Below are 12,978 nucleotides of genomic sequence, written 5' to 3'. Positions count from 1 at the left end.
GTCGTAGGCCGGCGCCTGCCCTGACCAGCTCACCGATTGGTCATCCGCCGTAGCGTCGTCCAACGGATCCGATCCGCGAACAGCATCGACGCTGCGGCCTCGGCCGCCCGACCACCTCTCGTGGATCATGACGGCCAAGGCGGTAATCGCCTGCTGGCGATCTTCCGCCGACAAAGGTGCCGTCCTCGGGCTTCGCACCACCACGAGCGGTGTGCGGCGTTTCGCTCCCGCCATGATCAGAACAACGACCGCACGGTCACGCCGACCCGCTACCGAGGCTTCGCATCGACATAGAACCCTGCTCCTCAACACCGACGAGTACGTGGCGTAGCGAACTGACTCACTCATTTGCCGAGTTGAGTGCACGAGACCATGTCAACATAATGTATCGCGAATCGCCTCATCGCTCAACCCGGAATGCTACGCCGAACCTAAAATGGGGGAGATGAGTCGAATCATCGCATTGGATTCGATCTCTCTTCTGCTTTGGTGCGATGATTTATTCCGAAGGGTTTGATAACCCTGACCATAGAATTAGCAAAGCGCAGCGCGCGACCATTTTATGTGCGGCAGTGAATATTACTACAAGGCCCGTTCCGGCGACGACTGAATCTGAGGCTTCTCCCATACCCTCGAAAACCGTCCCAGCCTCAGGAGTCGTCTCATCGGCGTTGGCATCGGCCAGGCGGAGGATCCGGATTGGCAGTGGCTGCCTTGTTTCACCGCCCCGCAGGCTCGTTGATCGTGTCGTTGGGGCTCCTGTACTGCCGACATCCCGTGCGGGATGCTGGACAGCAGAAAGCTACTGCGCGAGTCCAACGCTGTGCCGACTCCCAACGACAGGAGCCGCGATCACCATCATCGGAGGCCGCTCCCTGTCTGCGTAAGGCGATCGGCTTTGCAAGATCACCAGGAGGTGTCGCGATGGAATTGGTAGAATTTCAGGTAGAAGACGGCATGTCCGTCATTTTCGAATTGGCGGAAGGCGACACACTACGCGGCACGGCGCTGGCTTCGCGACGCGGCGATGCGCTTGTGGCCGAGACGGGCAAGCGACTCGAGCAGATCGCCGAGGTTGTACGCCCCGCAGTCGGCGCCCTAAAATCCGCCGTGAGTGACCTAAGTCCGGAGGAAATGACGGTCGAATTCGGAGTGAAGCTCACCCTGGCTGCCGGTGTAGTAATCGCATCAGGAACTACGGACGCCCACTTCAAGCTTACCTGTAAGTGGTCGCGTGGTGACGAGGATTCAAGCCATGGTTCGAATTGAGGAGGAATTAGGGAGTGCCCTTGCAGCTGTAGGAGATGATCACACCGGGGGTCCTCAAGGTGCAGGTACGCTTCTGACCCGAACGCACATCCTTACATGCGCCCATGTGGTGAATAGTTGTCTCGGACGTAGCGCAAACGCCGATGATGCACCGGATACGCGGCACATCGTTCAGCTGTCTTTTCCGTTCATCACATCATCCGATTACCGTCCGGCGCGAGTGACCGCATGGGTGCCGTACCGTGAATCTGGCGCTGGCGATTTGGCGATCCTAGAACTACTAGAACCTGCTCCGGCTGGCGCACGGCCGATAGCCCTTATCAAGACTTCGGATCTCAATCGCCACGAGTTTTGGTGCTATGGATTTCCGAGAGGATACAGTGGCCGCCAAGCGTCTGGCCGCCTGTTGCGCCCGGAACCTAGTGGCTTGGTTGCCATGGAAGATATAAAGTCTACGGGGGCTCGAATTGAAGCGGGATTCAGCGGGACAGCCGTCTGGGATGAGGATCTGTCGGGCGTTGTGGGCTTAGTAGCTCAAGAGGACTGTGATATAGCTGCGCGGCGGGCATTCTGTATACCGACCAGGCAGCTGGAAGATCTTCTCCGCCGTGAGTGGCCGATGATCTGCGACGTTGTGGTTCCTGCGCGGCATTCTGCCGTCGGCAGCCAATTGGATAAAATGTACCGGTCGGTCTGGTACCTCAGTGCCGCCCCGGCGTTCACCTTCAAGAATCTCGCTGGAGCCCGGGAGACTACAGGAGAATTGATTCTCGGGCGCGACTATATTTGGTATGAGCCGCTTGAAATGGTTATCTTCGCTGAAGACATTCGACGAGTTAAGCTTGGTAAGGCTGGAGCCGATTTCGCCAACTTGTGGATACAAATCGAACACGAAACCCCCAATGGCCGTACCGTCGCCTATTTTGCAAGCGGCCAATTATGGGGTTGGGCAGGTTTGGCGGGCCGCACTCGGTCCTTATACAAGGACATCCTTAGGATGAAGGAAAGTAGTCGGTATTGATTCTTGTTGCATCCTTCCCGGCTCTCACAAACCTGCTTCCCCGCATCTTCTGTCGTGTTGACTGCTGGATTGCAGACTGAGTACATGTGGTATCTATACTGTATCAGCGCGGGTGCTGAGTAGCGTCTCCATGGGTGTACTAACGTTGGCGACACAGCTGACCGCTCGTCTTATACGTTTGAGTTCGACCCGGCATGCTTCCGGCTGCACTGTATTACGCTCAGCGACTCTCAGGTTCTGGGGACTGAGTTGCGTTCGTGCGGGAAATTTGTGTTTGCGCTAGGCAGCGAGTCGGCGCTCTGGAACCCGAACGTCGTCAATCGGACGGACTTCAACCGCCATCGACAATTACCGGCGCGGTAATTGCCTCCTGCAGGACTTCGACTTCGACGCCAACCCGACCTTCAACCCCGCCATGATCCACACGCTGACCAACTGCACCTGGGTCCGCAACGGTGAACCGCTCTCCTGATCGGCGACTCCGGTACTGGCAAGAGCCACCTACTCATCGGACTGGGCGCCGCGGCCGCGATGACAGGCTACCGAGTCCGCTACGTGATGGCCGCGAAGCTGGTGAACGAACTGGTCGAGGCTGCTGATGACAAGCAACTAACCAAGACGATCGCCCGCTACGGCCGGGTCGACCTTCTTTGCATCGACGAACTCGGTTACATGGAACTCGACCGACGCGGCGCCGAACTCCTCTTCCAGGTCCTCACCGAACGCGAGGAGAAAGCTTCTGTCGCCATCGCGTCCAACGAAGCGTTCTCCGGATGGACCAAGACTTTCACCGATCCAAGGCTCTGCGCCGCGATCGTCGACCGTCTTACCTTCGGCGGCAACATCATCCAAAGCGGCACGGACTCCTACCGCCTCGCCCGCACCCGAACCCAGATCATCCAGCAACCAGACGGCCGCAGCTGATCGCCCCCGAGCAGCTGCCAACGGCGCCTTCACTCGCACGCCACGAGGCCAGACCAAGACGAACCACCAGTCCTCCACCCTCAATTGCGGATGCAGGCCGTGTCAAGATGGGCCTCGTGGCCAGGACTGCGAGAGTGCTGAGAGGGCAGTGCAAACCTTGGAGAGGTCCGCGGTGTTGATCGAGAGCCCGAATCTGCTCCTGTCGGAAGCCGCGCGTCAGGACCTCATCGACGGGCAATTGGACCACAGGCTCCGAGACATCTTGGAACTCCTGGTAGAGCATCACCAGATATCAGTTCGCCTGATCAAGACCGGCCATCCGCTCGGCCCAGTGACCCCAGGGGGCCGACGAAACGACCACTATTTCCACGAGGCTGCCGACCTTGACATGATCGACGGGCTTACCGTTCGCGATCACAACACCGCAGGTCCGCTGATCTCAGTAGGCCACCTGCTGATGTCGCTCCCAACCGCACGGCGGGCGCGGGTCGTCATGGGCCCGGCTGCCTGGCACCAAGCACTCGGAGAAGGAAACCGAACTGGCTTTCGTGACGAAGATGCCGCCAACTCACGTCACGCAGACCACCTGCACATCGGTGTCTGACCCCTCGACCATCTTGACGGTCAGACGGCTGCCGCCGCATCGCCGCCGCCGTTCACATCCCGTCCTCCAAGACGCATACCTACGGATTACCTGGTCGGGTCAGCTGCACGCGGCTGAGAGCAAGCATGTCGATCAGCCAGCCAGGCCCTCCAGTGATGCCGTAAGCGATCAGCAATGCATCAACGTCATGGAGCGTTGACTGGCCCGCGCGTGCGAAGAACTTCTCACAAATTTCCAGCACCATTAGCAGCAGTTCGTGCTCGTCTAAATCGCCGGACTCCATCGAAACCTCACTAGCTGGTCGGTTCCTTCTCCTTCCACCACCGTGACACCACAGCACTGTCCGCAACAGGCGAGCAGGTTTCCTCTATCAGGCTTTCACCTTCTCGTGTCCCCGCCCACCTCCAAGCAGGCGAGCGGTCTGTCTGAGGGCCTGGCCACACCTGGGGCCGGATTCGCCCGTCACCAGCATCCAGAGGTGTGACTAGACAACTGCAGCGGCCTCTCCGGAATCGGGACACCAACGCCCGAGCGCCGGGGCCAATCACGCCCGCCCAAGTGGGTCCATTCAATGCCGTCACAATCACCAAGCCCTGCCAGGACGCCGGCGTCCGCGCCTTGGCAGGAAATTTGCACGGCGATCACTTACAGAAGTCTCCGGAGCAGACTTCGGGGAATACGATCCTGCTGTAACCTGGGATCACAACATCTCCGCGGGCGCGAACACCCCTTACGGACTCCCTTGAGCTGGGCAGATTGATACCGCCGACTGGAAGCGATGCACCGGGGCCTATCGGCTGACCGAAATCCACAACTCCGAAAGTGATCACTAAGCCCCATGACTTTTCACGCCAATCGCGGTATCCCGCTCGATCCGCAGTGTGCTCATGCACTAGGAAAACGCGATCGGGCGTGAGTCCGACGAGGTAAACCTGTAGATGTATGGTTGCCTCGGGGGTCTTTAGCCACTTGCCGGCGGTCCACTTGTCGACTAGAATGCTGCCGCCAACTTCATGCCAAACTAGCGCGCTAGTTTTCCACGCGCTGATTTGAACGCGCCAATTTCGGTCGGGCGTGAACTGTTCGTCATGATCTTTGGCCATGATCCCGCGTCTCCTAGCGGACGACGGACATACTGGCATCAGTCTGAGGTAATCCTCCGCAAACGCCAAGTGGTCGCATTTCTCGAATGGTGTGGAGAAGCCAAGCGTCGCAGCGTTCATGCAGTGCAGCACGGAGGACGGTGCGTACAGGTAGCCTTGCTCAGAGACTAATACTGATCACCGCCTCGGCCTGGTCGGTATTGGCCTCAGGTAACACGGGGACGAGATCCGGCAATGTCAGCCGGCGGCGCCTCGCTGCCGTCGCGGTAGCCGCCGTCGGCCATCACTTCACGGCCGCCAGCTGCTGGTTGATGCCGCTGATGCGGTAGACGATCGTGTCGTTGCGGTTGCCGGGGCTGCGGGTCGCCCAAGGCGATGACCAGTTGGGTGTTGGCGTCGATGGCGACTTGCAGGTTCGCTGAGTAGCGGTAGCTTTGCTCTGCGTGGCCAGGCGGTGGCCGCGGGTCGGGATCAGGGTGCCGCCGACGATCGCGGCCTAGCCTGTCGGGCGGCGGCGCGCCGGCGCGAGGGCAAGCAGCGGTCCGAGGGTGTCGATCAGGCGGTGCGCGGCGGAGTGCGAGACTCCGAACGGCGGGCCGATCTGGCGCATAGTCTGGTTCGTGCGCCAGTACACGGCCATTAGCAAGACCCGCTCCGGCAGGGTCAGCGCCCACGAGCGTCCTGGCCGGCCGTCGGCTATCGCGTCGCCGCCACGGCGGGCGACCAGCCGTACGAGCCGGTGGAACTGGGCCGGGTGCAGCCCCGTGAACGGGTGGATCAACTCCGTACGAGTTTGTTGACAGTCAGCGGCAGTTCTCTCTGCCACGTCTCGTTCGACGTCGAACCCGATGTGGTCTGGTTCGGGGAACAGATACAGTGGCCCTGCCCGTATCAGGTCGGTGAGCTCCAGGAGGCCGCGGATCGTCCCAGACGCGATTAGCGTCGTTCGCGGGTTCAGATCCGGCATCGCGTAAATCCACCTGTCCGTCGTATGACTGCCGAGCTCGGCCTTGCTTCCCAGCTTCGGCTCGCTCGCCTGATGGTCGGACGCGGATCGTCCGCCGAAGGTGTCGGTCCGCAACGGGGTTTTATCGGCGGTTCTCAACCACCCATGATCAGTGCACGGATCTGCCGCAGATAAGGCGTGTGTCGCTTCTACTCCAGGCCTTCGGCCTGAAGGCCTGGAGTAGCCAGTGGCCAGTGTCGGCTACTTGGCCGTCCAGGTTTGGAAGACTCGACGGACTTCTTGTGGCCAGTCTCGAGTCCCGTTGGACCAGCCGGCACCCGGCTCGCCTGTCTCCTTGTTGACCACGAGGGCCGCGAGCGAGCAGTCCTCGCCTCTGGCCGGCAGTCCTCGGAGACATCGTCCAGAACGTGCCGTAGGTGGTTCCGGAGGCTGACACCTTCCATATCCGAAGCCATACCGAGCTCACCGTAAGTGAGAAGGGTCCGCCGAGTCGCAGCGATGACCAAGGCAGCACGGGCTTGGTGGACCCAGCGCGCCCGGTTCTCTGAAGGCATTCGACCAACATGTCGAATTACGTGCCGGAGCGCATCGTCGGTGCGGCCAACGTGAGTGACCGATTGTGCCAGATGCTCACTCTCTTCTGGCCGCGCTAGTGAAGCCGATGGTGGCGGCGGAGCCATCCCAGCGCCCTAGGTGTCGTATTCGCCGTTCCATGGCTCGTGGAACCCAAGTCCCTGTGGGTAGAGCTCGGCCCATGGCCCGCCGTGGCCCTCGTCTGGGTCGTCGGTAGTCTCATCGATGAGGCCGAAGACCACATTGTCGAAGTCGACTCGGAAGGGCCGGATGGCGATATCGCAGTTCGTGACCGCCCCGAGGCCGGCCAGCCAGTCCGACAGGACCTGTTCGGCGGCCTCGACGGCTGCGGGGCTGTCGCCCCTGACGCCGGTGAACCGGAGGTTCGAGCCAGTGTGGTGCCCGCTTTCGTCGAACAGATGGAGCACCGCGTAGATCCGCTGCTGGTTCCGCCAGTCGTGACCTGGCCTGACGCCTTCCTGATAGGCGCCGGTGATGTCAGCGAAGAACTGTCCGCTCGTATGCCGTCCGATGCGGCCGGTACGGTAATCGGGCGCGTACTTGATGGGGATGACGTCTGGGAGCCGCACAGCGCGGATCCTAGCCAGCGTCGCCCGGCGTCCGCTCATGGCCGCGATCCGATCGTTACTCCACGCCACCTCGGGTTCAGGCCGGCGCACAGCCGACGATCGGTCACCGCGGACACGACGTCCGCGACAACCTCCTTGATCGCATTCTTTGGGATTAACGCGCGTCGAGGTCGGGGTCAACTCGGCTGCCAGGGTGGTTTTGCCCTTGCCCGGGCCAGTCCGTCGACGACGACTAGATTAAACAAGGTCCGATGACGCCGACGCACCAGGTCTCGCCGGCCGTTGATACGCGGATGGCCGCGCATCAACGGCGTAGTCAGCAGGCGTGGCAGACTCGGCCGATCAACGTGGCGGCGGAACTCTCGGCCGTCGCTGCGCGAGCAGGGCCACTCCACTAGCAAGTGCACGTTTCCCCAGGTCACGGCTCATAGCGCCAAGGCGGTTCGGGTACCGCCCAAACGGATTCACGTTTTCCCAGCGCGCATGCCGTTTGTGATGCTGCTGGAGTTCGAACCGCACGAGAGCATGCCGGCGCTGCGCCGTGGGGACGCCGACGTCATCATCACGACGACGGACTTCGTGGGGCATCCGCTCGACCCGGCGATCGATCTGATGCCGCTCGGGTCGGATGAGGTGGTGCTGGTGCTGCCGCCCGGTCACCAGCTCACCGCGCACGATGCTGTGCCGTTGGCTGCCTGCGCCGACCAGCGGTGGATCTTCGACGTCGACAGGTCCTACATGTCGGACCTGTCGACGAGGCTGTGCCGCGAGGCGGGGTTCGAGCCGGCGGTGATCGGGCGCTTCAACAACTACATGGTGGCGTTGCAGCACGTGGAGGGCGGCGGCTCGATCACGCTGCTGCCGAGCCTGGCCGTGGATCCGCGCTACCGGGTGGTGACGCGGCCATTGTCGCCGCCGGTGACCCGGCGCATCACGGCCGCGGTCCGCCGCCCGGCCAGCCCGCGCCCCGAGATCACGGCGGTCCTGACCGCCCTCCGTGCCGCGCGTTAGTCGCGCAGGCGGATGGCGAGCTCGATCTGCCACTTGGTCTTCATGCGCTCGGCCCGGGGATCGGTCAGGTAGGCCTCGTACCGGCACGCGAAGCGATCGCCCGCGGGGTTCTCCTCCACGTCGAGGGCCTCGTCGCCGGCGCGGACCCAGTCGATCAGCGTGCCGTTGGCCCGGCGGCCGTGACCCACGTACGTCATCGTCGCGTAGCGGCCCGCGGGCAGCACCCCTGCCGCAATCCGCCCCGTGCCCCGGACCGGGGCTTTCGTGACCACGCCGGTCTCGATCTCCATGGTGCCGTTCATGTCCACCACGTGCAGCCGGAAGAAGGTCACGCCGTGCTCGACGCCGTGCTCGCCGAGCCAGGCGTACAGCTCCCTCATCAGCTCGTCGCGCACCGCGAACATGCCGCGGAACGGGGTCCGCACCCGGATGCCCACGCTGTGCCGCTCCGGCAGCTCGCTGACCGCCGGGCCCGCCAGGATCTCCATCCGCTCATCCAAGCGACTCGATCCCGGATGACCAAGGAACCGGGTCAGAGTTTCGCGCACTCGTTGCGGGCGTCCTGAATGCGTACGCCCACCGCGTCCAGCTGGAAGGTCAGCACCGTCTGGTGGGCCTGCTGGGCGGCGTCCGACAGCGACTGGTAGCGCTTGTCGTCCTGGGCGGCGGAGGTGGCCAGGGCGTAGGCGGCGGCCAGGCGGTTGGTGTTGGCCAGGTCGAACGTCTCGCGGGTCCAGGCGTCGGGGAGCCGGTCGAAGATGTCGCACGAAGCCTGGGCGTCGGCGGCGGCGTTCGAGTCGTCGCTGCCGAACGAGGCGGTCGCGGCCCAGACGAGCCCGACGACGAGGGCGCCGAGCAGCAGGCCGGCGACACCGGTCAGGGCGAGCGGCAGATAGCCGGTGCGGCGGCGGGGCGCCTCGGACTCGTAGGGCGGCAGGCCGGCGTACGGGTAAGGCGTGCCCGGCGCGGGGGAGTCCGTGAAAAGGCCGGGGCCCTCGGGGCGCTCCGGCGGCGGCGTCGTCATGGGATCGAAGTCTTCCACGTATCGATCAAGGTGTCGCGGCGGCCGCGCCGACCAGCTCCAGGACGGCCTCGCGGAGCGGCTCGCTGCGCGCGTACACCGAGGCTCCCGGTCCCGGGGCCAGGGTGCCGTCGACCCGGCTGTAGGTGCCGCCCGCCTCGCGCACGATCAGCGAGGTGGCCGCGAAGTCCCAGATCTGGCCGCCGGTCTGCACCGCGACGTCCAGGTCGCCGCGCGCGATCATCAGGGCGGGGTGGATGGGCCACGCCAGGGCCGGCGTCAGCGCCTTGACCGGCGCCACCAGCTCCTTGCCCCAGTCCTCGGGCACCACGGCGAAGCGGCTGCCCACCACGGCGTCGGCGCCCTCCGCGGTCACGTGGACGGGGGTGTCGGCCACGACCCGGCCGCCGACGACGCGGCCCTCGAACGCGCCCGCGCCCTTCGCCGCCCACCAGAGGCTGCCCTGCGCCGGGTGGGCCGCCACGGCCGCGACCATCTCGCCGCCCTCCTCCAGGGCGACGAGGATCAGCCAGCGCGGGTCGCCCGCCACGAACAGGGCGGTGCCGTCGATCGGGTCGATGATCCAGCGGCGGTGGGCCTCCTCGCCGGTCTGGCCCTCCTCCTCGCCCAGGATCGCGTCGCCCGGCCGCGCCTCGGTGAGCACCTCGCGGATCGCCGCCTCCACCGCGCGGTCGGCGGCCGTGACCACCGAGCCGTCGGCCTTGAGCTCGCGCGGCAGGTCGGCGAGGGCGGCGAAGTGCGGCAGGGCCACGGTCGCGCCGGTCAGGGCGGCGCGCTGGGCCAGTTGAAGATCCGTCTCCACGGCTCCATCCTGCCCGCGCGAGCCGGGCGGCGGCCCCGACTCGCGGCAGATGTCACCCGGATGTCGGGCGCCGGCAACCTACGGCGCGTGCAACGTGAGCGTGGTCCACGCGCCGACGTGGACGCGGTCGCCGTCCTGGAGCGCGCGCGAGTCGCCGGCGGTGAGCGGGCTCTGCTCGTCGTTGATGTACGTGCCGTTGGTCGAGCCCAGGTCCGAGACGAGCCAGACGCCGTCGACGCTCAGGGTCAGCAGCGCGTGGCTGTGCGAGACGCCCGGGTCGTCGTCGGCGAGGTCGATCTCGGGGTGGGTGCCCTTCGAGGAGCTCTTGCGCCCGATCCGCACCTGCGGCGGCGGGAGCGGCACCGTCCGGGACGTCGCGGTCGCCGGGAAGTCGATGCCCTCGATCGCGTTCTCCTCGAAGTACTTGCGGTCGGCCTCGATCGTCGCCGTCCAGCCCTGCGTCGGCGCGTCCTCGGCGGCCGGCGCGGTCAGCGTGGGGACGCGGCCGGTGTTGTGGTCGTAGCCGCAGTCCTCGCAGAACCGGCTCGTGCCCGCCCGCGGGGTGCCGCAGTTGGGGCACGGCGGTCCGCCGGCAGGCAGCGTCGGCCTGCTCTCGACCGGCGGCGGGGCGGCACCGGAGATCTTCGCCCCGCACGTGTCGCAGAAGTCGTCGGTCTCGGACAGATGACCTTTCGGGCAGGCGTACGTCGTCACTGGCCGCGCCCCACCCGCACGGTCTTGGTCGAGCGGGTGTCGAGCGCCATCTCGTCGGCCGCCGCCACCTTGCGCCGCAGGCGGACCGTACCGGTCGCCGCGTCCTCGATCTCCACCACCGAGGCGAGCAACTCCTCGGTGGCCGTGTTGCCGCTGGCATGCGCGAGCTGCGCCGCGCGGCCGAACTTCAGCGTCGCCGTACGGTCGTCGCCGGCCTTGCGCGCCTCGATGCCCGCCTGGATCGCCTCGGCCAGCTCCGCCTGGCCCGTGTAGTGGGCCACCTGCCGGTTGATCCGCGTCGACAGCGCCGTGTCGTCGGTCCACACCGCGCGCACCAGCGACTGCGCGTGCACGGTGTCGCCCTCCACCACCGACACGCGCGCGGCGAGCATCTCGTCGCCCGCGTTGCCCGGCGCCACGTCGACGCAGATGTGGTAATCGCGGCTCTCCCTGCCCCACGCGCCGAGCGGGTAGCGGCCGGCGCGCGGCCCGTCCGGCACCCGCTTGCCGGTCAGGTCGGCGACCTGCGGCTCGACCTGCTTGACGAAGCGCACCGTCGAGTTCACCGGGGTCCAGATCTTCAGCTGTACGTCGGCGCTGGTCTTGCCCATCGCGTTCGTCATCATCTGCTCGAACGAGGCGGTCAGGTCGGCCGGCTGCGCGACGATGTCCACAGTGCCCAGCATCGCGTCGGCGATCTTGCGGAGCTCGGACACCTTCCAGTTGGTGCCCACGCCCCGCGAGTCGACGGTGAAGCGGCCGGCGATCGAGTCGAGCACGCTCTCCAGGTAGCCCTGCCGCTCGCCGTTGTCGCCGTCGGTCAGCAGGATCGCGTGCGAGATGTCACCGGGCCGCTGGGCGAGCAGCTGCGCGGCGAGCAGCAGCCACGCGCCCATCGCCGTACCGCCACTGGCCTGGAGCCGGTCGATCGCCCAGGACGCCTCGGACCGCGTCTGCGGCGACGACACGGCGAGTTGGCCGGGCGCGGGGAAGAGCTGCTGAGCCGTGCCCACCCCGGCGATGATCGCGAAGTGCACCCCGTCGTCGATGCAGGCCACGGCGGCCTTCGCGGCCTGGCGCGCCGCGCCGATGCGCCCCTCGGCCTGCATGGAGCCCGACGCGTCCACGATGATGATCTCGGTGGCGCCGGCCGTACGGCGACCGCCCTCGGCACCCGACGAGGTGACGGTGACGATCGCGTTGACCTCGGTCGCGCCGAGCGCGAGATATTCGTTCTGGAAGGCCTCGGCGGTGTACGACATCCCTACTCCTCGGATGGGGCGGGCCGGACGGGGATCAGCGCCACGGTGATGTTGTCGGCGCCGCCGGCGTTGATCGCGTAGTCGGTCAGGTACCGCGCGGCATTGATCAGAGTGCCGTGCGTGTGCAACCCGGTCCGCACGGCGGCGGCGAACGCGGCCGGGTCGGTCAGGTAGTTCCACAACCCGTCGCTGCACAGCACCAGATGACCGGGCTCGGTGACGGTGAACGAGGCCCCGCGAGGCTGCACCGACCCGGCGTCCGCGCCGAGCCAGCCGGTGATCGCGTGCGCCTTGGGGTCGCGCATGGCCACCTCGGGATCGACGCCCAGGGCGATGACGTGGGTGGCCCAGGAGTCGTCCTCGGTGAGCTGCTCGGCGGGCCCGTCCAGCGGCACCCAGTAGGCGCGGCTGTCGCCGATCCAGCCGTACGCGATCTGGGGCCCCCGCACGACGGCCGCGACAATGGTGCAGGCCGGGTTGGAGACGGCGCGCCGGGGATCGCCGTCGTCGGCGAGCGCGGCGACGGCCTCCTTGGCGGCGAGGATCGCGGCCCCGACATCGGCGGCGAGCGCCTCACCAGCGGCCGGAGCCTCAGCGGCCGGCGTCGAGCCGGCGGCCGGCGTCTTATCAGCGGCCACCGTCTTGCCGCCGCAGGCGGTCAGCGTCTCGCCGGCGGCGGCGAGCGCTTCGCCTGCGGCGCCGGCGGCGGTGGCGGAGGCGACATCAGGGTCGAACGACGAGGAGACGCCGTCGCAGACGACCACATCGACGTCGCCGCCGCGAACGGCCAGCCACATCGAGTCCTCGTTGCGGTGGTGGCGCAGCCCCCGGTCGGTCACGGCCGCGGCGATGTCGCCGGCGTCGGCCTCGAGGTGGTCCCGGGGCCGGGCGGCGAGCATCCCGCACTGCTCGCAGTAGCCGTCCTCGCCGACCGCCCCGGCGGCCCCGCAGTGCGGGCAGGCCGGGCCGGCGGCGAGCGACCGGCCGCAGCTCTCGCAGAAGGCCGCCCCGGCAGCGCGCTCATCGGCGCACGAGGCGCACTCGGTCATCGTCATCGTGCCTCGCCGTCGTCGTGGTGCAAGTCGTCGTGGTGCAG

At 66.2% G+C, this 12,978-nt stretch carries 13 protein-coding genes and 1 pseudogene; 5 read left to right on the top strand and 9 right to left on the bottom strand.

Annotated features, from left to right (window positions below; genetic code table 11):
* The first annotated feature begins 924 nt into the window (after positions 1-924).
* From Ade02nite_RS46030 to Ade02nite_RS46015, 4 genes are all read left to right on the top strand, one after another.
* Positions 925-1,269 carry a CU044_2847 family protein gene (locus Ade02nite_RS46030; protein WP_203777758.1) on the top strand — a complete coding sequence of 115 codons (345 nt, stop codon included), beginning with the start codon at positions 925-927 and terminating at the stop codon, positions 1,267-1,269.
* Positions 1,256-2,290 carry a S1 family peptidase gene (locus tag Ade02nite_RS46025; protein WP_203777757.1) on the top strand — a complete coding sequence of 345 codons (1,035 nt, stop codon included), beginning with the start codon at positions 1,256-1,258 and terminating at the stop codon, positions 2,288-2,290. Before Ade02nite_RS46030 ends, Ade02nite_RS46025 begins: the two co-directional genes overlap by 14 nt.
* A gap of 468 nt (positions 2,291-2,758) precedes the next feature.
* Positions 2,759-3,214, top strand: a complete 456-nt coding sequence (locus Ade02nite_RS46020) for an ATP-binding protein (RefSeq protein ID WP_307871260.1) — start codon at positions 2,759-2,761, stop codon at positions 3,212-3,214.
* 172 nt (positions 3,215-3,386) lie between these two features.
* Positions 3,387-3,818 (top strand): hypothetical protein, encoded by a 432-nt coding sequence (locus Ade02nite_RS46015; RefSeq protein WP_203777755.1) that lies wholly within the window; start codon positions 3,387-3,389, stop codon positions 3,816-3,818.
* A 79-nt stretch (positions 3,819-3,897) separates the two neighbouring features.
* Here the strand turns inward: Ade02nite_RS46015 and Ade02nite_RS46010 are convergent, their stop codons facing one another.
* The 3 genes and pseudogenes from Ade02nite_RS46010 to Ade02nite_RS46000 all read right to left on the bottom strand — a co-directional run bounded on the left by Ade02nite_RS46010 (position 3,898) and on the right by Ade02nite_RS46000 (position 7,051).
* Positions 3,898-4,101, bottom strand: coding sequence for a hypothetical protein (locus Ade02nite_RS46010; protein WP_203777754.1), 204 nt, complete (start codon positions 4,099-4,101; stop codon positions 3,898-3,900).
* A 1,071-nt stretch (positions 4,102-5,172) separates the two neighbouring features.
* A pseudogene (locus Ade02nite_RS46005) lies at positions 5,173-5,747 on the bottom strand (transposase family protein); the annotation flags it as partial.
* Positions 5,748-6,577: 830 nt separating this feature from the next.
* Positions 6,578-7,051, bottom strand: a complete 474-nt coding sequence (locus Ade02nite_RS46000; protein WP_203777753.1) for a hypothetical protein — start codon at positions 7,049-7,051, stop codon at positions 6,578-6,580.
* Between the two features lie 483 nt (positions 7,052-7,534).
* On the opposite strand from Ade02nite_RS46000, the gene Ade02nite_RS45995 reads away from it, so the two are divergent.
* The gene (locus Ade02nite_RS45995; RefSeq protein ID WP_203777752.1) at positions 7,535-8,062 is read left to right on the top strand and encodes a LysR substrate-binding domain-containing protein; all 528 of its coding nucleotides are present in this window, start codon (positions 7,535-7,537) and stop codon (positions 8,060-8,062) included.
* Here Ade02nite_RS45995 and Ade02nite_RS45990 read toward each other — a convergent pair.
* The 6 genes from Ade02nite_RS45990 to Ade02nite_RS45965 form a co-directional block, all read right to left on the bottom strand.
* Positions 8,059-8,550 carry a GyrI-like domain-containing protein gene (locus Ade02nite_RS45990; protein WP_203777751.1) on the bottom strand — a complete coding sequence of 164 codons (492 nt, stop codon included), beginning with the start codon at positions 8,548-8,550 and terminating at the stop codon, positions 8,059-8,061. The two genes, Ade02nite_RS45995 and Ade02nite_RS45990, sit on opposite strands and share 4 nt — an antisense overlap.
* A gap of 44 nt (positions 8,551-8,594) precedes the next feature.
* Positions 8,595-9,086, bottom strand: coding sequence for a hypothetical protein (locus tag Ade02nite_RS45985; protein ID WP_203777750.1), 492 nt, complete (start codon positions 9,084-9,086; stop codon positions 8,595-8,597).
* Positions 9,087-9,111: 25 nt separating this feature from the next.
* The gene (locus Ade02nite_RS45980) at positions 9,112-9,906 is read right to left on the bottom strand and encodes an inositol monophosphatase family protein (RefSeq protein ID WP_203777749.1); all 795 of its coding nucleotides are present in this window, start codon (positions 9,904-9,906) and stop codon (positions 9,112-9,114) included.
* Between the two features lie 78 nt (positions 9,907-9,984).
* Positions 9,985-10,620 (bottom strand): double zinc ribbon and FHA domain-containing protein, encoded by a 636-nt coding sequence (locus Ade02nite_RS45975; RefSeq protein ID WP_203777748.1) that lies wholly within the window; start codon positions 10,618-10,620, stop codon positions 9,985-9,987.
* On the bottom strand, positions 10,617-11,882 hold the full coding sequence (locus Ade02nite_RS45970) for a vWA domain-containing protein (protein WP_203777747.1): 1,266 nt from the start codon (positions 11,880-11,882) through the stop codon (positions 10,617-10,619). The genes Ade02nite_RS45975 and Ade02nite_RS45970 overlap by 4 nt, the downstream gene beginning before the upstream one ends.
* A gap of 2 nt (positions 11,883-11,884) precedes the next feature.
* Positions 11,885-12,937, bottom strand: a complete 1,053-nt coding sequence (locus Ade02nite_RS45965) for a protein phosphatase 2C domain-containing protein (RefSeq protein WP_203777746.1) — start codon at positions 12,935-12,937, stop codon at positions 11,885-11,887.
* Between the last annotated feature and the right edge of the window lie 41 nt (positions 12,938-12,978).

The organism is Paractinoplanes deccanensis (assembly GCF_016862115.1).
Classification (GTDB): domain Bacteria; phylum Actinomycetota; class Actinomycetes; order Mycobacteriales; family Micromonosporaceae; genus Actinoplanes; species Actinoplanes deccanensis.
The sequence above is the reverse complement of the archived record's forward strand: the minus strand, read 5'-3'. Positions and strand labels throughout refer to the sequence as shown.

Excerpts from the sequence above, each read along its gene's own strand:
- Ade02nite_RS46030 (WP_203777758.1), top strand. The coding sequence starts at position 925 with ATGGAATTGGTAGAATTTCAGGTAGAAGACGGCATGTCCGTCATTTTC.
- Ade02nite_RS46025 (WP_203777757.1), top strand. The coding sequence starts at position 1,256 with ATGGTTCGAATTGAGGAGGAATTAGGGAGTGCCCTTGCAGCTGTAGGA.
- Ade02nite_RS46010 (WP_203777754.1), bottom strand. The coding sequence starts at position 4,101 with ATGGAGTCCGGCGATTTAGACGAGCACGAACTGCTGCTAATGGTGCTG.
- Ade02nite_RS45995 (WP_203777752.1), top strand. The coding sequence starts at position 7,535 with ATGCCGTTTGTGATGCTGCTGGAGTTCGAACCGCACGAGAGCATGCCG.
- Ade02nite_RS45990 (WP_203777751.1), bottom strand. The coding sequence starts at position 8,550 with ATGGAGATCCTGGCGGGCCCGGCGGTCAGCGAGCTGCCGGAGCGGCAC.
- Ade02nite_RS45985 (WP_203777750.1), bottom strand. The coding sequence starts at position 9,086 with ATGACGACGCCGCCGCCGGAGCGCCCCGAGGGCCCCGGCCTTTTCACG.
- Ade02nite_RS45970 (WP_203777747.1), bottom strand. The coding sequence starts at position 11,882 with ATGTCGTACACCGCCGAGGCCTTCCAGAACGAATATCTCGCGCTCGGC.
- Ade02nite_RS45965 (WP_203777746.1), bottom strand. The coding sequence starts at position 12,937 with ATGACGATGACCGAGTGCGCCTCGTGCGCCGATGAGCGCGCTGCCGGG.